Origin of the sequence: Nitrobacter sp., assembly GCF_047149785.1 — a bacterium.
Classification (GTDB): Bacteria; Pseudomonadota; Alphaproteobacteria; order Rhizobiales; family Xanthobacteraceae; genus Nitrobacter.
On the sequence record NZ_BAAGBE010000001.1, the window covers coordinates 2,804,471 to 2,823,352 of the forward strand.

General features: G+C 59.8%; 15 protein-coding genes and 2 pseudogenes. 14 read left to right on the plus strand and 3 right to left on the minus strand.

Annotated elements, in window-relative coordinates; all coding sequences use genetic code 11:
- Window positions 1–2 precede the first annotated feature (2 nt).
- The 10 genes and pseudogenes from ACMDCM_RS13080 to ACMDCM_RS13125 all read left to right on the plus strand — a co-directional run bounded on the left by ACMDCM_RS13080 (window position 3) and on the right by ACMDCM_RS13125 (window position 12,162).
- On the plus strand, window positions 3–293 hold the full coding sequence (locus ACMDCM_RS13080) for a transposase (RefSeq protein WP_412773958.1): 291 nt from the start codon (window positions 3–5) through the stop codon (window positions 291–293).
- Between the two features lie 572 nt (window positions 294–865).
- Complete coding sequence (locus ACMDCM_RS13085) at window positions 866–1,654, plus strand: class I SAM-dependent methyltransferase (protein ID WP_412773959.1); 789 nt, start codon at window positions 866–868, stop codon at window positions 1,652–1,654.
- A gap of 257 nt (window positions 1,655–1,911) precedes the next feature.
- Window positions 1,912–2,681, plus strand: a pseudogene (locus tag ACMDCM_RS13090) (IS5 family transposase).
- 57 nt (window positions 2,682–2,738) lie between these two features.
- Window positions 2,739–3,689, plus strand: a complete 951-nt coding sequence (locus ACMDCM_RS13095) for an IS481 family transposase (protein ID WP_412772957.1) — start codon at window positions 2,739–2,741, stop codon at window positions 3,687–3,689.
- Between the two features lie 324 nt (window positions 3,690–4,013).
- A pseudogene (locus ACMDCM_RS13100) lies at window positions 4,014–4,355 on the plus strand (type I restriction-modification system subunit M N-terminal domain-containing protein); the annotation flags it as partial.
- A 54-nt stretch (window positions 4,356–4,409) separates the two neighbouring features.
- The gene (locus ACMDCM_RS13105) at window positions 4,410–5,948 is read left to right on the plus strand and encodes an HsdM family class I SAM-dependent methyltransferase (protein ID WP_412774749.1); all 1,539 of its coding nucleotides are present in this window, start codon (window positions 4,410–4,412) and stop codon (window positions 5,946–5,948) included.
- Window positions 5,945–7,831 carry a restriction endonuclease subunit S gene (locus ACMDCM_RS13110; protein WP_412773960.1) on the plus strand — a complete coding sequence of 629 codons (1,887 nt, stop codon included), beginning with the start codon at window positions 5,945–5,947 and terminating at the stop codon, window positions 7,829–7,831. Before ACMDCM_RS13105 ends, ACMDCM_RS13110 begins: the two co-directional genes overlap by 4 nt.
- 19 nt (window positions 7,832–7,850) lie before the next feature.
- Window positions 7,851–8,570 carry a TIR domain-containing protein gene (locus ACMDCM_RS13115; RefSeq protein ID WP_412773961.1) on the plus strand — a complete coding sequence of 240 codons (720 nt, stop codon included), beginning with the start codon at window positions 7,851–7,853 and terminating at the stop codon, window positions 8,568–8,570.
- Between the two features lie 29 nt (window positions 8,571–8,599).
- Window positions 8,600–9,157 (plus strand): hypothetical protein, encoded by a 558-nt coding sequence (locus ACMDCM_RS13120; RefSeq protein ID WP_412773962.1) that lies wholly within the window; start codon window positions 8,600–8,602, stop codon window positions 9,155–9,157.
- Entirely contained in the window at window positions 9,154–12,162 is a 3,009-nt protein-coding gene (locus ACMDCM_RS13125; RefSeq protein ID WP_412773963.1) for a type I restriction endonuclease subunit R, read from the plus strand. Before ACMDCM_RS13120 ends, ACMDCM_RS13125 begins: the two co-directional genes overlap by 4 nt.
- Before the next feature lie 31 nt (window positions 12,163–12,193).
- On the opposite strand, the gene ACMDCM_RS13130 is transcribed toward ACMDCM_RS13125, so the two are convergent.
- On the minus strand, window positions 12,194–13,159 hold the full coding sequence (locus ACMDCM_RS13130; RefSeq protein WP_412773964.1) for a LysR family transcriptional regulator: 966 nt from the start codon (window positions 13,157–13,159) through the stop codon (window positions 12,194–12,196).
- Between the two features lie 65 nt (window positions 13,160–13,224).
- Here ACMDCM_RS13130 and ACMDCM_RS13135 point away from each other — a divergent pair, with 65 nt between their 5' ends.
- Together ACMDCM_RS13135 and ACMDCM_RS13140 are read left to right on the plus strand one after the other, a co-directional pair.
- Window positions 13,225–13,815 (plus strand): TetR/AcrR family transcriptional regulator, encoded by a 591-nt coding sequence (locus tag ACMDCM_RS13135; protein ID WP_412773965.1) that lies wholly within the window; start codon window positions 13,225–13,227, stop codon window positions 13,813–13,815.
- 26 nt (window positions 13,816–13,841) lie between these two features.
- Window positions 13,842–14,534, plus strand: coding sequence for a DUF4336 domain-containing protein (locus ACMDCM_RS13140; RefSeq protein ID WP_412773966.1), 693 nt, complete (start codon window positions 13,842–13,844; stop codon window positions 14,532–14,534).
- Between the two features lie 203 nt (window positions 14,535–14,737).
- On the opposite strand, the gene ACMDCM_RS13145 is transcribed toward ACMDCM_RS13140, so the two are convergent.
- Both ACMDCM_RS13145 and ACMDCM_RS13150 read right to left on the minus strand, forming a co-directional pair.
- Window positions 14,738–15,064: a conjugal transfer protein TraD gene (locus ACMDCM_RS13145; RefSeq protein WP_458575142.1), complete on the minus strand. Its 327-nt coding sequence runs from the start codon at window positions 15,062–15,064 to the stop codon at window positions 14,738–14,740.
- Window positions 15,006–15,332 (minus strand): conjugal transfer protein TraD, encoded by a 327-nt coding sequence (locus tag ACMDCM_RS13150; protein WP_412773968.1) that lies wholly within the window; start codon window positions 15,330–15,332, stop codon window positions 15,006–15,008. The genes ACMDCM_RS13145 and ACMDCM_RS13150 overlap by 59 nt, the downstream gene beginning before the upstream one ends.
- Window positions 15,333–15,513: 181 nt before the next feature.
- Here ACMDCM_RS13150 and traA point away from each other — a divergent pair, with 181 nt between their 5' ends.
- Entirely contained in the window at window positions 15,514–18,504 is a 2,991-nt protein-coding gene (gene traA / locus ACMDCM_RS13155; protein ID WP_412773969.1) for a Ti-type conjugative transfer relaxase TraA, read from the plus strand.
- A 130-nt stretch (window positions 18,505–18,634) separates the two neighbouring features.
- Window positions 18,635–18,850, plus strand: coding sequence for a helix-turn-helix transcriptional regulator (locus tag ACMDCM_RS13160; RefSeq protein ID WP_412773970.1), 216 nt, complete (start codon window positions 18,635–18,637; stop codon window positions 18,848–18,850).
- Window positions 18,851–18,882: the final 32 nt, after the last annotated feature.

The following is an 18,882-nucleotide window of genomic DNA, read 5'->3' on the forward strand; positions in this document are numbered from 1 at the left end:
TGATGCTGGAGGCTCTGCCGCCCCGCGGCGCACTGATCGCCGACCGCGGCTACGACAGCAACTGCTTCCGCTCAGCCTTGAAAGCCCGAGGCACCGTGCCCTGCATCCCGCCGATCAGAAGCCGCAAAACACAGCTTCCATACGACAAGGCTCTCTACCGAACTCGCCACAAGATTGAGAACCTGTTTGCCAGGCTCAAGGACTGGCGGCTTATTGCCACCCGCTACGACCGATGCGCACACACCTTCATGTCCGCCATCCGCATCGCAGCAGCCGTCATCTTTTGGCTCTGATCAATGAGTCCTGAGCCTAGACCCGCTGTTGCGCTTTGATGCGGATCGAGCAGCAAATAGCTTCTTCGCGAGGGCCTAACGAAATCCGCCCAAGCCCTTCGATACTAAGTGAGCACACAGCCGAAACTGATCGTGCTGTAAACTTTTCTGCTATCAGCATGGCGCTCTTTTGCGCGACGGAGCCCAATCTCCGCCACAACTTTGGGCTCTAGTTTCGTAAGACATAACGATAGCAATAAACAATAAAGGTGAAGGGTGTTGCCTCTTTTAATAAAATTACTCTATGCGGTTTCCCGGGTTTGCGCTCAATGAACTTTGAGCTGGCTCAATAGCCAAAATGATTTGCCGTTCCCCGGCGCCTTGGACACATCGAAGCTTTGCACGTTCAGTCTCCTCCGGGACCCGCATTGATTTTGCTTGCTCGTTCCTTCCAGCGCTGCTTTAGACTTAACGCCTTAACTCAATTTACGTCTTAAGTTGCAACTCTGAGCTAGCTGTGTGTCACAGCGGAGAAGCTTCATAGTAAACTACGACTCCAAACATGCCCGTGCCAAAGACTTGCAAGGAATGCTATGATTCCGGATCTCTACAAGCGTCTCCGAGCGATTGAAGTCTCGCCTGAGTTTTCCGAAAAGGACCTTATGCGTCCCGGACTCGGTCCCGGCGCTGATAAATTCTACTTCGATGCAGGTAGAGGCGCGATCAGAATGATCCTTACAGCGCTTGTAGCTCGCCTCGGCTACGCGGGTGGTGTAGCGGAGCTTGAGGACATTCACGACTTCGGTTGTGGCTACGGCCGCGTGACGCGTTGGCTTAAAGCCGAATTTCCGAAAGCGCATATCTGGACTAGCGATATGGATGAAGGGGCTCAGCAATGGTGCCGCGACCACTTGGGCTCTACGATCCCTCGTGATGTTTATGCGAAAGAAGCCTTCGACCTAGTCTACCTAGGTTCAGTATTCACGCATCTAAAAGCCTCCGTCAGCGAAGCGCTGCTGCGGCAGCTTATTCCCTCACTGAAGCCGATGGGCGTTCTGTTGTTCACATCACAAGGTCGATGGTCCTACGAAGATATAAAGCGCGATCCCGAGAGGACAAATTATCGCACAAAGCTGCTCACGTCAGCTCGTCTAACCGAATTAGCTGATCAGTTTGAGCGTGAAGGTTACGCCTATCAGGACTACTCTTCACAACATGACTACGGAATCAGCTTGATCGATCAACGTTGGTTTGCAAGTCGCATTGGGCAAAGTCCCGATGTCACACAAATAATGATGCAAGAAAAAGCGTGGGGTAGTCACCAAGATGCATATGCTTACCTTAAGCTACCGATTGCCGAGCGACGCTTGGGTCACATGTGAGCACGGGAGATTAGCGATTAGTTGAGCCACGGATCCCTGGAGCCAGCCCGAGCAAACTTCGGATATTTTTAACATCACTCCGGGACTCCATGACATGCGTGGAGTCATCGTTTGTAGCGTTTTCGAGCAAAGTGGATGCCGGTTCGCGTGAAGAAAACGCGTAAAACAACAATCTAGGTGTTTAGGTCACGAACCCATAAATGGGATTCCGTTTGGACGGGAGGCGTGATTCAATCTCCGAAGCACGGGAGGATTGAATGGCGCGTTTTGATCTGACGGATTTTGAATGGTCTGTGATCCAGCCGCTGTTGCCGAACAAATCGCGCGGCGTTGCACGGGTGGACGACCGACGGGTGCTGAACGGGATTTTCTGGCGGCTGCGCACCGGCGCGCCGTGGGCGGACATTCCGGCGCGCTACGGCCCGCATACGACCTGCGTGAACCGCTTCAACCGGTGGCGCAAGGCCGGCGTATGGGATCGAATTCTGTCGGCGGTTTCAAAGGCTTATGAGGGCGACATTCAAATGATCGATTCATCGTCGATCCGGGTGCACCAGCACGCCGCCAACGGTCAAAAAAACAGACGCGATCCCGTTGCATGGGTCGCTCGCGCGGCGGGCTGACCACCAAGATCCACGCGCTGGTGGATGCGTGCGGCTTGCCGATCGTCCTCAAGATCACCGAAGGCCAGGCGCATGACGGGCGCAGTGCGCAGGACATGATCGACACGATTGGGCGCGGCGACGTGCTGCTGGCGGACCGGGCCTACGACTCCAACGCCCTGCGCCAGACCCTGGCCGCGCGCGGCGCGACAGCCAATGTAAAGCCGATGCCAAATCGCGTCATGGCCCTGAGGTTCAACAGGCGGCTCTATCGCAAGCGCAACCTGGTCGAACGCTTCTTCAACAAAATCAAGCATTATCGCGCTGTCGCAACCCGCTACGACAAGCGCGACGACAACTTCCTCGCTGCCATCAAGCTCGCCTCAATCCGAATCTGGTTGCGATTTAATGAGTCGATGACCTAGATGTTTAGTCCCACAGTGTGATGGCGTATCATTATCGTCGTCAGAGAGGGACGCGCTATGGGCCAAGTTCTTCACGGGAGCGCCACGACCACGCACGCCGTTCGAACGGAGCTACAGCGATCGCAGGCTTCAGCCGCGGAACTCGCGCGGCGCTTCGGGATCAACGAGAAGACCGTGAGGAAATGGCGGCTCCGTCAGACGGTCGAGGACGAGCCGATGGGTCCGAAACAGCAGCGAAGCTCCGTCCTCTCGGGCATTGAGGAGGCCGCGATCGTCGCTTTGCGCGTGCAGTCCCGTCTGCCCCTGGACGACGTCTTCGTCGCACTGAAGGACGTCATCCCGCACCTGACGCGCTCGTCATTGCATCGCTGCCTTCAACGTCATGGAATTTCTCGGCTGCCGAAGATCGATCGTGAAAAACCGAAGCGGTTCAAGGCTTACGAGATCGGCTACTTCCACATCGACATCGCCGAGCTGCGATATGAAGGCGGCAAGGCCTATCTGTTCGTGGCCGTGGACCGGACCTCCAAGCTGGTCTTCGCCAGAATCTATCGGAAGGCAACCAAGCTCGTGGCGGCGGGTTTCCTCAAGGCGCTGGTGAGAGTTATTCCCTACAAGGTCCACACGGTGCTGACGGATAACGGCGTTCAGTTCGTCCAGCACGACAAGAGAGCCGAGGGCGGCTTCGTCGCTCACGTCTTCGGAAGGGCCTGTGCCGAGAACAGTATCGAGCACAGGCTCACCAGGCCCTATCATCCTTGGACCAACGGCCAGGCTGAACGAATGGTCCGAACCATCAAAGACGCCACCGTTCGCGCCTTCCACTACGCCTCGATCGACGACCTGCGACGCCACGTCCGGGACTGGTTGCTGGCCTACAACTACGCCAAGCGGCTCAAGGCACTCCGCTTCAAAACCCCGCTCGAAGCCATCAAACAAATCAGCGCCGAAAAGCCACAGTTGTTCACCCGTCAGCCAAGCCATGACATGCTGGGACTAAACACCTAGGGTCCCGCTTCTAATTCCATCAGAAGCGAAAATTCTCTAAGGACCCATCGTGCGCCTTAGCGAAAGTATTATGGCCCGGTTTCGCCGGAAACTCGCACCGCTCTCGGTCCTTCTCGCGAAAACGTCTTTCGGCTCATCTGAGGCGAACTTGGTCGAGAGAGGTAGTTGATCCGCATCTGCTTCGGCCTAAAGAAGAATTGGAAACGGAGCAAAAGCATTCATTTCGAACCGACTGAACCGCCCCGGATTTGCCGGGAGGCCGTTTGGTTTGAGTCAGGCTGCAATGGCTAGCTCTTCGATTATGGCGTACTAGAGTCGGAATACGGCAAGGTTATCTTGCCCTTTGTTGTGCTGCGCCGCCTCGATTGCATCCTTGAACCCACCAAAGATGCCGTTCTGAACGCTCATGCCGGATCGCCGCCCGGCATAGACGAGCAAACCCGCGACATGATGTTGTATGGTGCGGTCGGCGGCGGCATCCGCGTTTACAACACCAGCCCGCTGACATTCGCCAAAATCAGGGCGCAGAACCCAAGCGACGTTCACAAGAACCTCATCGCTTACATCACGGCCTTCCCGGACTCGGTTCGGGATGTTTTTCTCGACAAGTTCCTTTTCACGGATCAACTGAAGCGGCTCGCCGACGCCACCATCCTGTGGAAGGTGTTCGAGCAATTCGCCTCGCTCGACCTTCGCCCGGAAGCCGTCTCGACGCTGGCGATGGGCTATCTGTTTGAAGACCTGATCCGCCGCTTCTCGGAAATCTCCAACGAAACTGCCGGCGAGCACTTCACGCCGCGCGAAGTGATCCGGCTGATCGTTGACCTCATCATCGTCAACGACGATGAAAAGCTCCGGGGCCAGGGGATCATCCGGCAGATTTACGACCCGGCGTGCGGCACCGGCGGGATGCTCGCGCTCGCCGAGGAGGCCCTGAAGGAGTTCAACCCCGATATCCGCGTCGAGCTTTTCGGCCAGGAATTGAACGGCGAGTCCTTCGGCATCTGCAAGTCCGACATGCTGGTGACGGGTCACGACCCGGAAAACATCGCCTTCGGCAACACGCTAACGCAGGACGCCCACAAGGACCGGCGCTTCCACTACATGCTGTCCAATCCTCCCTATGGCGTGGATTGGAAAAAGTATCAGGAGCCGATCCGGGAGGAAGCGGCGACCCTGGGCAATGACGGCCGCTTCGGCGCGGGCCTGCCGCGCATCTCAGACGGCCAGCTTCTCTTTCTCCAGCATATGATTTCCAAGATGCGGACCGACGAGATCGGTTCGCGCATCGGCATCGTCATGAACGGCTCGCCGCTCTTCACCGGCGGGGCCGGTTCGGGCGAGAGCGAAATCCGCCGCTGGATGCTGGAAAATGACTGGATCGAGGCCATTGTCGCGCTGCCAACCGACCTTTTCTACAATACCGGCATCCAAACCTATGTCTGGCTGCTGACCAACCGCAAGGATCGGAAGCGGCGCGGCAAGGTCCAACTCATCGACGCATCCGGCGAACGGTTCTGGACGCCCATGCGCAAGAATCTCGGCTCCAAGCGCAGGGAAATCCGCGACGACGGACGCGAGACCATCACGCATATCTTCCATGAGATGGCGAACGGCGGCGGGCCGTGGAGCGCGGTGTCGAAGATTTTCGACGCCAGCGATTTCGGCGTCCGCGAGATCAGGGTGGAGCGCCCGCTTCGCCTGAATTTCCAATCCAGCCCCGAGCGCATCGCGCGGCTGAAGCTCGCCAAGCCGTTCCTGAAGCTGGACCCCGCCGAGCAGGATGACGTTTTGAACGTCGTCGCCGATCGCCTGCCGACGACATTGTTCATGGAGCGCCCCGCCTTCGAGGTCGCCTTGACCAAGGCGCTCAAGGGCGCGGGCGTGAAAATCGGCGCGCCGGTCAGGAAAGCCATCCTTTCCGCGCTGTCGGAGCGGGACGAATCCGCCGCAGTCTGCCTCGATGGCGACGGCAGGCCGGAGCCGGACCCGGAACTGCGCGACCATGAGCTTGTGCCCCTCAAGGAGGATTGGAAGGATTATGTCGCCCGCGAGGTGACGCCCTTCGTGCCCGACGCATGGGTGGACGAGACCTATAAGGATGACACCGACAAGGGCGTCGGCCGCGTCGGCTACGAGATCAATTTCAACCGCTACTTCTACCGCTATGCCGCGCCGCGTCCCCTGGCCGAGATCGACGCCGAGTTGAAGACGCTGGAAACGAACATCGCCAACCTCCTGAAGGAGGTGGCGGGATGAGTTTCTGGTCAACGAAAGAAACAACGGAACTGAGACCGCTCAAATACCTGGCGCGATTCAATCCTGAAGTGTTGCCCGAGGATACAAACCCGGATTTCAAGTTCAACTATATCGACATCGGAGGCGTTACGCTCGAAGACGGGGTGCGCCACGAGGAGGCCATGCGCTTTGAAAGCGCGCCGAGCAGAGCGAGAAAGCCAGTCCGCGCGGGCGATGTGATCGTTTCCACTGTCCGAACATACCTCAAGGCTGTCGCAAGGATCGACGAAACCCATGACGGCGCAGTCGTCTCCACTGGCTTTGCCGTGCTTCGGCCCAACGCCGACGTTGATGCGGGTTATCTTTATCGGCTTTGCCAAGCAAATGCCTTTGTCGCAGACGTAGAGGCACGATCAACGGGCGTGAGCTATCCAGCGATCAACCCTTCGACTCTTGCGGCGATCAAGGTTCCCTTTTCCGACCTCACCACCCAAAAGGCCATCGCCGCCTTCCTCGACCGCGAAACCGCCCGCATCGACAAGCTGATCGCGAAGAAGGAGCGGCAGGTCGAATTGCTGCATAAGCGGGCCAGGCAGGCTGTCGCCGAGCTTGTGACGGGCGCTACCGTGGAGGGCATGGCTACCGTGGAGACGGGGCTCGACCATATTCCACGCATCCCCGCCCATTGGTCACTCCTGCGAGCGGGGCATCTTTTCCACGAGGTGGCGGAGCCCAATACCGATGACCTTCCGGTGCTCTCGGTCTCAATCCATACGGGCATATCGGACAGGCAGCTCGACGACGAGGAACGCGACCGCAAGGTAAACCTCATCGAAGACCGTTCGAGCTACAAATGCGTCAGGCCCGGATATCTGGCCTACAACATGATGAGGGCATGGCAGGGAGCAGTCGGTGTCTCGACTGTCGATGGCGCAGTAAGCCCCGCATACGTAGTCGCGAAGCCGACACGCGACCTCCATAGCCTATATTATCAGTTTCTTCTTCGCACCCCGCCCTTCATCGAGCAGATGCGGCAGGGGTCGAAAGGGATCACCGATTTCCGCCTGAGGCTATATTGGGAGCAATTCCGTCTCATCATGTTGCCTGTGCCTCCACTGGAGGAACAGCGCCGCATTGCGGCCGAAGCCGAGCGGGAGCTTGCCCATGCCGACGAGGTGGCGGCCAAGATCGTTCGCTCCGTTGCACTCCTACGGGAACACCGCGCCGCCCTAATCACCGCAGCCGTCGCGGGCCAGATCGACATCCGCGAAAATCTGCCGGCTGCCATACCCACGTCAGACCGGGACAGATTCCGCCTCGTCGTTGGGGCGGAGATCATCCACCAGCATCGAAGTAATCCTAAGTTCGGGCGGGTGAAGCTGCAAAAGGAACTCTATCTTGCGGAAACTCATGCCGGGATCAGCGAGCTTGACGGAAACTATCTGCGTGAAGCGGCCGGCCCTCTGGACCGTGTCCTGGTCGAGGAGACCGAAAGGGCATTGGAGGCGGAAGGTTTTTATCGCAAGCACCAGCCTGGCGGAGCGGGGACGCTCGTCACCTACACGCCACTATCGAAAGCTGGCCAACATGCCGACAACCTGAAAGCGCTTCTCGGTCCCCGAGCCGACACACTTCGTAGCCTCATCAATCTTCTGCGCGACCTCGATAAGGAGGCTGTTGAGGCCGTTACCACGCTCTACGCTGTCTGGAACGACGCCCTGATTGATGGCCATCAGCCCGACGACGTCACGATTATCAACGGCGTTTTGGCCGAGTGGCACGTCGAAAAGGGCAAGAAATTCAAAACCGATGACCTTTCCCGTTGGCTCGACTGGATGAAGCGGCAGGACCTCACACCACGCGGCCAAGGGACGAAAACAACAACGGGACGACTGTTCGTCTGATATGCCGGGAGGGGGCACCATGAAGCAATTTCACGGAACCATTGAGGAATTGAAGGCCGCCGTCGCAGCCTGCGGCCTTGCCGGTGACTGGACTGAACGCGCGGAAAACGGCGGGCACCATTCGTTCCGTGCAAAGACTGGTGAGATGCTCAACTGGTGGCCGCCCAAAGGCACGGTCAATTTTCAGGGTAAGAACCAAGATATATTCCGCGACAAACTGGCGGCTGCGCTCGGCGCACCGGCGCCGGTGAAGCCAGCAGAAGCGCCGGCAGCGGCGAAAATCTTTGTCGTCCATGGTCATGATCGCGATGCGCGCGACCAATTAGAACTCGTTCTTCGTCGCCTCGGGCTTGAGCCGTTTATCCTTCAAAACGCTGATGGCGGCGGAAAGACGATCATCGAAGCCCTTGAGCTCAACATTTACAAGGAAGCTGCTTTCGGCGTGGTGCTACTCACGCCTGACGACTATGGATATTCGAAGGCCGAAAATGAGGCAGATCGCAAGCCCCGAGCCCGTCAGAATGTGATCCTTGAAATGGGAATGGTTATGGCTTCGCTTGGGCGCGAACGCATGGCCATCCTCCAGAAAGGGGCACTTGAACGGCCGTCTGACACTGATGGCATCCTTCGCATCGAGTTCAATGACCATGTTCGGGAGATTGTACCGAAGCTGGTGCAGCGCCTTCAGGCCGCCGGGTTTCAGATTGACCCGCAGGCCATTGCGGCGGCGTCAGCATGATGCGCGCCGAGGTATTCACTGAAGAGGCCATGACCCGGCCGCTCTTCGAGGAACTCACAGGCGAACATGCCCGCGCGGATGAATGGTCAGGGCCGCACGGTTTTGCCCTCGGCGGGATGATGCAGGCCAACGCCGCATCGCTTGCGGAGGAATATTTTGTCGCCGCCAACGAGCTGGTGGACGCGATCAAGGACAAGCGCATCGCCGACTACCGGATCGGCAACGCGGCGCTGTTTCTCTATCGCCATTCCTGCGAACTCGTCCTCAAGGCCGCCATGCCCGATGCGAAGCGGGTTCATGACCTGATCGCCCTCACCGACAGATTCGTGGCGATGGTGAAGGAGCGATACGGGCAGGACGTTCCCGCATGGATCGTGCGGCGCATGAAGGAACTGGCCGCGATCGACCCAGGCTCGACCGCGTTCCGGTATGGCGCCTATGGGACGCCGATCGATGCGGCCGACCAGCCGATCGAGTTCGAAGCCTATGTCAGCCTGTCGCACCTGCAAGCGGCGATGCTGGCGCTCAACACGGCCCTGGTTTCGGCAGTCGATGAGATAAAAATGGCGGGGGGGGATCGGCCATGAATTACGAGCAGCCATCGACCTCGCACCCATATGCCAAGGGTTTTTCCGAAGACACCGTCCACCGGGAGGAGGTGCTGGAGGTCCACCTGTGCCAGGCGCTTGTGGAACGCCAAGGCTATCGTCCCCGCCGTCCTGAGGACTATGACCGCGCCTCCGCGCTCGACAAGACGCTGGTGATCGAGTTCGTCAAGGCGACGCAACCCGACGAATGGGTGAAGCTGGAAGGCCATTATGGTACTTCCGCCGAAGCCGAGTTCTTCAAGCAGCTTGAGCAGGGATTGAAGCAGCGCGGTACGCTGGATGTGCTGCGCAATGGGCTGAAGCTGGTTCCGAACCTAAAGTTCTTCTTGGCGGCCTTCAGGCCGGCGTCCGGCGTCAACCCGGCTTTGGTGACGCTGTTCGAGAGCAATATCCTCAGCGTCATCAATCAGCTTCGCTACAGCGCGAAGAACGAAAACGCCATCGACGTGGGGCTGTTCGTCAACGGCCTGCCAGTGGCGACGCTGGAACTGAAGAATACCCTGACCGGCCAGAATTTCCGCCATGCCGAGCGCCAGTATCGCCATGACCGGGCGCCCGCCAATGAGCCGCTGCTGACATTTAAACGAGGGGCCTTGGTCCATTTCGCGGTGGATCAGGACAACGTGTCCATGACCACTCGCCTCCAGAACGGAAAGACCCGGTTCCTTCCCTTCAATCGTGGGCATGACGGCGGCGCGGGCAACCCGGATATCGACGGGGAGTTTCGTATCGCCTATCTCTGGGCGGACCAGCCCGAAGGGCGGGCGATTTTCTCCCGCGACATCCTTCTCGACATCATCGGGCGGTTTCTCCACCTCGACGGCACGAACGGCAAGGAAACGCTGATCTTTCCGCGATTCCATCAGATCGACGCGGTTCTGAAGATGCTGGCCCATGCCTGCGTCAACAGCAGCGGCAACAACTATCTGATCCAACATTCGGCGGGATCGGGAAAATCTAACACGATCGCCTGGACGGCGCATCGGCTGGTGACGTTGCATGATCCGTCCGACCAGCCGATTTTCGACACCGCGATTGTGGTGACGGATCGCGTCGTTCTCGACCGACAGCTTCAGAACACCATTGCCCAGTTCGAGCAGACGCCCGGCGTCGTCCGCAAGATCGACGGAACCTCACGGCAGTTGAAGGCGGCGATCGAGGGTCAGGCGAAGATCATCATCACCACGATCCAGAAGTTTTCGACCGAACATCTTCGCGTCATCAGCGGACAGGGAACGCGGCGGTTTGCCGTGCTGATCGACGAGGCGCACGGCTCTCAGTCCGGCAAGAGCGCCCAGGCGTTAAGCGATGCCCTCAGTCGCGATGAAGAGGCCGGGACGCCCGACGAGATCGAAGACCTGATCGCGGAATACCAGCGCCAACGCGGCCCGCAGGCGAACATCAGCTACTTCGCCTTCACGGCGACGCCCCGCAATGTCACGCTTGAGCGTTTCGGCACGGTGGGCGCCGATGGCCTCCCGCATCCGTTTCATCTCTATTCCATGCGGCAGGCGATCGAGGAGGGTTTCATCCTCGACGTGCTTCAGAACTACATGACCTACAAGGCGTATTACGCCCTGGAAAAGACGATCGACGACGATCCGGAACTGGACACACGGCGCGCGCAACGGAAGGTCGCGCGGTTCGCCGCCCTGCATCCGACCGCCCTGAGCCAGAAGGTTGAGGTGATGGTCGAGCATTTCCAGCGCCATGTCAGACCAGAGCTGGACGGCCAGGCGAAGGCTATGATCGTGACCTCAAGCCGGGAAAGCGCCCTCCGCTATTATTTCGCGCTCAAGACCTACATCGAGGACAAGGGATATCGCGACCTCAAGGCGCTTGTCGCCTTCTCCGGCGAATTGCACGTCGATGGCAATACCTACACCGAGGCCGAGCTGAACGGCTTCGGCGAAGGCGAGTTGCCCAAGCGCTTCGATACGCCAGAATACCAAATCCTCGTCGTCGCGGAAAAATATCAGACCGGCTTTGACCAGCCAAAATTGTCCGGGATGTATATCGACAAGAAGCTGGCGGGGTTGCAGGCCGTCCAGACCCTGTCGCGGCTGAACAGGATTTACCAGGGCAAGGAACGAACCTTCATCCTCGATTTCCAGAACACGACGGATGACATCAAGGAAGCGTTCCGCCCCTTCTATGAGGTGTCCAGCCTCGAAGCCGTTTCCGACAAGAACCAGATCTACCAGTTGGAAACGCGCATCCGCACATTCGGCTATCTCGACAGCAGCGAGATCGAGCGGTTTGCCGCGACCTTTTTCAAGGGAACGCTATCCACTCAGGATCGCGTGACGCTGGAATCTCTGGTTCGTAACGCCGTGGCGCGGTTTGAAGCCGAGGATGACGAGGGCCGGCAGGAAGAGTTCCGGCAGCTATTGAGGAGCTACAAGCGGTTCTACAGCTTCGTCGCGCAAATCGTCCGGCTGGGAGATACCAGCTTGGAAAAGCTCTATGCCTACACCGATTGGCTGGACCGGATGTTGCCCAATCGGGAACAGCCGCCGGAAGTCGAGATAACGGATGAAATGCTGCGCCTGCGTGCCTTCCGTGTTCAACAGAAAGAAGCTGGCTCCGCGTCGCTCGCAGCGGGCGATGCCGTTCCGCTCACCGCGATCAGCGAATTTGGGGCCAAACCCTATACCGAAGATGAGGCGAAGGCACTTTCAGAGATTGTCCGTTCCTTCAACGACCGGCACGGAACGCAATTCACGGAAGAGGATTTCATCCGCCTCGAACAGGTGAAGCGCAAGGCGCTCGATGAGGAAATGGCGGCGGTGCTGCGGAACAATCCGCCGGATGTTTCCCGTCCGACTTTCGTGCGCCGCCTCCTCGAAGAGACAATCAAACAATATCAGCGCGACAGCAGCCTTCAAAGCATCATCATGACCAATGCGGAAGATCGCGATCGCATCTTCAACCACCTCTTCAGCCGGGCCTTGCGCGAGGTGCGAGAAACGCGAACCCCCTGATTTTCGCGATAGCGTGGCGGCGCTCGCGATCTCAGGGAGATGCCGAAGGAAATGGGTGAGCCATCTTGCGAGCGAGGTCGAGCAGGTTTCGGAGTATGGCGCTCTGATTGTAGGGCGACCAGACGGCCGAAAACGCAACCGGCTCCGGTTCGTCGGTGACAGGCAGGAACCTGACCCCGGGTGTCGGCAGCAGCGATGATGCCGCCGCGACGATAGTGATGCCGAAGCCTTGCCCGACCATCGACAGCAGCGTGCAGCGTTCCACGTCAAAGCGCAGGATCGAACGAGTGGGCCAGCGTCCGGCGAGGCGCAACAGGATATGGTCATGCGCCTGGGGTCCGGTGCCGCCGTGGCGGACAAGGAACGTCTCGCCGGCTAGATCGGCCCAGGTTACGGTGGGCCGTTCGGCGAGACGATGTCGATCCGGCAGCGCAGCCAGAAGCGGTTCGGTCCATATCCGGCGGGAATGGCAATCGGGCAGTTCAGGGATGCCCGCGACGAACACGATGTCTAGATGGTCGGCGCGAAGCTGCATCATTGTATCGCGCGCGGTGCCTTCGGTAATCTCCACGTCGATGCCTGGGTGGTCTTCCCTGTATCGCTCGATCAGTCCAGCGAGGAAGCTGCGCGGGATCAGGGCATGGACGCCGATGCGAAGTCGGCCACATTCCCCATGCGCCGCCATGCCGGCCGTTTTCACGGCATGGTCGAGTTGATCGACGCCGACCACAACAAGCTCAACGAAGTGACGGCCGGCTTCCGTCAGCCGAACGCCTCGCGCATGACGCTCGAACAGGAGGATGCCAAGGTCTTCTTCCAGCGTCTTCACGCGGGCACTCACGCTTGACAGGCTGACGCCCATGGCCTTGGCAGCATGGCGGAAATTAAGATGTTCGGCGACGGCGAGCGTCTGGATCAACGACGCAAGGGGAATGCGTCCGCGTAGCAAAAGCGACGGCTCAATAGGATCTGCAATCTTTCGCAATCGCCGCCGCATTCGTCACGTCCGCATCGCGATTGAATCATCTTTACAATTGTATAAATTTACACGATGGTATAAAAATGGCAATGCTGAAGCGAACAGAACGGTCTCGGAAGCTCATCCTTGACGCAGCGGACGAAGCGTTCCGCGAGTTGGGTTTTGCCAACACGTCGATGGAAGAAATCGCTACCCGCGCAGGGCTGACACGTAAGACGGTCTACAACCTGTTCAGCTCAAAGGATGAAATCGCGTGGTGGCTCATCGCCCGTGTGGAGGCCGGCGACGAGGCTTATCGGGTGCGAATAGAAGCAAACGAGGATGTTCGTGTGCTTTTGGAGAAAGTCTTTCTCGACAGCGCGGGCTGGTGCTTAGCCAATCCCTCGCTCGCGAGACTGGCCCTTGCCCCCACCGAGCGTCCATCTCTTGAACCACCTACCGACCGGCCTTCCTTTCAGCGGCTTGTGCGCGACATTCTTGTTCTCGGCCAACGTCAGGGCGTCATTCGCACGGACGACGACCCTAATTTCATGTCGCTTGTCCTGCTCGGTGTCTACGGCCAAGCGATGCTTACGGCTCTCGCGGGCGGCCCGTTCAGCGAAAATGACGTCAAACATATCATCCGCATCGTTATCGAAGGTATCGGCGAGAAATCCCTGCCTTCACTCACTTAGAAAGTTTTCCAATGGTTGGATCGGCGGTGCTGAAAGTACTTGGTCAAGAAATATGGATGGCTGATGGCTCCGATGTCCTGGCCATGATGGGGTTTCGCTATCCAACTCGCATGGCTGTCATAAAACTGACTAGCAAACGTCTTCTCGTTTGGTCGCCTATCGCGTTGACGACAGAAATTCGCAGCAAGGTCGATGCGCTCGGAGAGGTGCGCTATCTGATTGCTCCCAATTCGCTGCATCATCTATTTATCGCGGATTGGAAGCGCGCCTACCCGGACGCAAGGATATATGCAGCACCCGGCTTGCGAGAAAAGCGCAAGGACATTGACTTTGATAGTGAGCTTGACGGGACACCTCTTCCAGAATGGTCCAATGAGATTGAATATGTCGTAGTGCAAGGCAATTCGATAACGAGCGAGGTAGTGTTCTTTCATCACAAGAGCGCCACCGTGATCTTTACCGATTTAATCCAGCAGTTTCCCGAAGGTTGGTTTTCAGGCTGGCGCGCTGTCGTGGCGAAGTTGGACCTCATGATCGGTCGAGAACCATCGGTTCCTCGAAAATTCCGTATGGCTTTCACTAACCGTCATACAGCGCGCGAATCTATCGAACGCATCTTGGCTTGGCCGGCCGAGAAGATTCTAATGGCTCATGGGACGCCTGTGATGGAGAACGGCCAAGCATTTTTGCGACGTGAATTCGGATGGCTAGTCGCCTGAGCAATGTTCCAATCCCCTCTGCCGCCCCAACTGCCACGATACCGATCCGCCCTGCACGACGCCCGCGATCTCGCGGTCGGGTTGGCGGTCGATAATAAACCTCCGCAAGACAAGGCTATCCGCTCCGTTGCCTTTGCGCGGCGGTGCCGCGCGATGGCGGGCGGCGCTGCGATATTTGAGGTCTCCGCGCCGCCCGCCATCGGTCACGCCCGATCCTGTGGCGGCTGGATTCCGTCATGTGCGCCTGCTGGGCGGCCCGCGTCGAACGCCGCTTTCCCCTTTTCGACCCACAGCACCCGCGCGCGTTGGCCCTCCTCGCTTCGGAGCTTTTCGGCCATCCAGAGCAGCGCGCCGAGGATCATGGCGCGGTCATCGCCGGTCAGGTCCACGATGCCTGCCTTGATGACAAGGCCACCGAGTTCGATCAGGTGGCGCGTTCTTTTGCGGCGCTCGACCTGCCATGTCCGCATGTCATGCCGCGCCCGCGCCGCCTGATGCCGGTTGCGGGCCGCGCGGTTGCGATGGAGCACCGCCAGCGTCGCGATCAGGCGCTGATGCAGTTCGTCGCGACCGGCCTTGAAAGAACGCGGCACCGCGTTTCGCCCATGCCTCCCTCTTTCCGGCATCTTTGGTTTCGGCCAATGCGACCAACGCACCGGCCAGTTCGTCGGCGGTGAGCGCATCGGCCCCGGTGGCGATGACCAGTTCGCCAAGCTGCTGCACCTTACGGGTTTTGAGTTCCCGCGCCTTGTCCTCCAGCGCCTTCAGTTCCGCGTCATAGTCTCTGGGCTTCCGCATCATTGTGTCCTTTCCCGGTCGCAAGTGGATGATGCAGCAAGGATAGTTGCGCAGACGGAAGAGTGCAGTATTGTTGCCGGGACGGTTTGGCACGGCCCGGTCCATCCCGAGATTTTTTCGAGGGAGGGCGCGCTTATACGTCGTTCCGACGTGCGCTTGGCCGTGCCAATGCTTGATCGCGATGGCGATCTATCATCTTCACGTCAAGGTCATTGGCCGTAAGGCTGGGTCGAGCGCGGTGGCGTCCGCCGCCTACCGCTCGGCCTCGCGGATGCGCGACGAACGCATCGACCGCGTGCAGGACTTTACCGCCAAGCGCGGCGTCGTCCATTCCGAGGTGCTGTTGCCGGAGAATGCGCCTGAGCAATGGAGCGACCGCGAACAGTTCTGGAACGATGTGGAGGCGTTCGAGGTGCGCAAGGACGCCCAGCTTGCGCGCGAGGTGGAGTTCGCCATTCCGCGCGAGATGACGCAGCCGCAGGGCATCGAGCTTGCCCGCGACTTCGCGCAGGCGGAATTTGTCGATCAGGGCATGATCGCAGACCTCAATGTGCATTGGGACATCGGCGAGGACGGGATGCCGAAACCCCATGCGCATATCATGCTCACCATGCGCTCCGTGGACGAGAACGGCTTTGGCCAGAAGGTGCGCGACTGGAACCGCACGGAGATGGTGGAGCGGTGGCGCGAACGCTGGGCCGAACATGTCAACGAGCGGCTTTCCGAACTCGACATTGATGCGCGGATCGACCACCGCAGCTTTGAGACGCAGGGCATCGGGCTTGAGCCGCAAAGCCAGATCGGCGCACCGGCCCAAAGGATCGAAGGCGAAGGGATCGAGGCCGCCGACCGTGCGGACATGCACCGCGAGATCGCGCGCAGCAACGGCGCGCGCATCATCGCCGATCCTTCCATTGCGCTGGATGCGATCACACATCAGCAATCGACCTTCACACGGCGCGACATGGCGATGTTCGCGCACCGCCACAGCGATGGCATCGACCAGTTCAACGAAGTCATGGGCGCGATGCGTGGTTCGCCCGATCTGGTCGGACTCGGGCAAGACGGATGTGGCGAAGATCGCTTCACCACCCGCGACATGATCGAGGCGGAACAACGCTTGCATCGTGCGGCGGAAATGATGGCGGAACGCGAACGCCATGAAGTCAATGACCGCGACCGCGAAGCCGCATTGGCGCGGGCGGAACAGCGGGGCCTTGTCTTGTCCGGTGAGCAGGCCGACGCGCTGGCGCATGTCACGGACGGGCGCGATCTTGGCATTGTCGTCGGTTATGCCGGGACGGGAAAGAGCGCCATGCTTGGCGTGGCGCGCGAGGCTTGGGAGGCGGCAGGCTTTGAGGTTCGTGGTGTGGCGCTCTCCGGTATCGCGGCGGAGAATCTGGAAGGCGGATCGGGCATTGCTTCGCGCACCATCGCCAGCATGGAACACGGCTGGAAGAACGGGCGCGACATGCTCACTTCCCGCGATGTGCTTGTCATCGACGAGGCGGGCATGGTCGGCACGCGGCAGTTGGAGCGCGTATTATCTCATGCTGCGAAAACCGGAGCCAAGGTGGTGCTGGTCGGCGATCCGCAGCAGTTGCAATCCATCGAGGCGGGCGCAGCGTTCCGCTCGATCCATGACCGTCATGGCGGCGTCGAAATTCATGAGGTCCGCCGCCAGCGCGAGGACTGGCAGCGCGACGCCACCCGCGATCTGGCGGCCGGCAAGACCGGAACGGCGATCCATGCCTATGACCGTCATGGCATGGTGCATGAGGCACAGTCACGCGAGCAGGCGCGCGGCGATCTGATCGACCGCTGGGACCGCGATCGGCAGACGACACCCGACAAAAGCCGCATCATCCTCACCCACACCAATGCCGAGGTGCGAGAACTCAACAAAGCCGCCCGCGACCGGATGCGCGCGGCGGGCGATCTTGGCGAGGATGTGCGCGTCACGGTCGAACGCGACGCGCGCAGTTTTGCCGCCGGAGATCGCGTCATGTTCCTGCAAAACGAACGCGGGCTTGGCGTGAAGAACGGTACGCTCGGAACCATCGAGCAGGTTAGCGCCACCAGCTTGACCGTGCAGACCGACGATGGCCGCTCCGTCGCCTTCGACCTCAAGGATTACAACCGCATCGACCATGGTTATGCCGCGACCATCCACAAGGCTCAGGGCATGACGGTGGATCGCGTTCATGTGCTGGCGACGCCGGGTATGGACGCCCACGGCAGTTATGTCGCCTTGTCACGCCACCGTGACGGCATGGACTTGCATTATGGCCGCGATGACTTCGCCAGTCAGAACCGACTTGTCCGCACCCTGTCACGCGACCGAGCGAAGGACATGGCCTCGGATTACGAGCGCGCCGATCCGGAGCAAAGCTACGCCGAGCGGCGCGGCATCACCTTCCGCGAGCGTGTCGCCGAGATCGTCAGGAAGATCGTGCCGGAGAAGGTGCGCTCCATGTTCGACGATCTGCACCTGGCCGCAGACGGCGCGGCCGGTTCAGACGCGGCACAGCGGCCGGAACGGGAAAATGCCGGCATGGAGGCGCAGCGCGGCACCGCAGCGCCGGAGCGGGAGATTGCCGAAGACCCGGAAGCGGCCTTGCGCCACGCCCGCAGGCAGGCGCTCGTACGCCATGCCCGCGCGTCCGACGCGATCCTTGAGGCCAAGCATCGGAGCCTCACCCCTTCCTACGAGCAGCGGCGCGAGCTTGGCGCGGCAAGGCGCGCATTCGATGAGGTGCACCCCCACGGATGGCAGGATGCGGAAGCCGCCTACAGCAAGGACAACAGCCTCGCCCATGAAGCGGGATCGGGCCAGACTGGCCGCGCCATTCGCGCCCTTCAGCTCGAAACCGAACTCCGCACGGACCCGAACCGCCGCGCCGACCGCTTCGTGGAACGCTGGCAGAAGCTCGACCAGACCAGCCAGCACCAGTATCAGGCGGGCGATATGTCGGGTTACAAGGCTACGCGGTCGGCGATGGGCGACATGGCGAACAGCCTGCAACGCGATCCGCAGCTTGAATCCCTGCTCGCCATCCGCAAGCAGCAACTCGGCATCGGGACCGGGATCGAATCGCGCCGCAGTCTTGGCCGGGAACTCGCCTTCACGCATGGCCTCGACCTCGGCAGAGGCCGGGGCATCGGACTCTAGACCCGTCCTATTTGCCGCCGTTCGCCGTCGATGGCCCGACGACGCCTAAAACTCTCTTGCGCAACGATAAATCCCCGCCCCTGTCTGGTTCAGCAGCAACCAGAAACAGCCAGCAGGAGGCAAGACTACCATGCGCCAACCAGAGCGTATCATTCGCCTGAAGACCGTTCTTGCCCGCACCGGCCTGTCCCGGTCCACCATCTACCGCAAGATCGCCGAAGGCACCTTCCCGCGTCAGATCACGATCAGCACCAACGGCGCGGGCTGGCATGAAACCGATATCGATCGCTGGATCGCAAACCCTGTTGCGTGGCGGCCAGAAGCAGGTGTTGAAGATGCTCCGTGAGGCCGTGTGCAGTCGCATTCAGCGCACGAGCG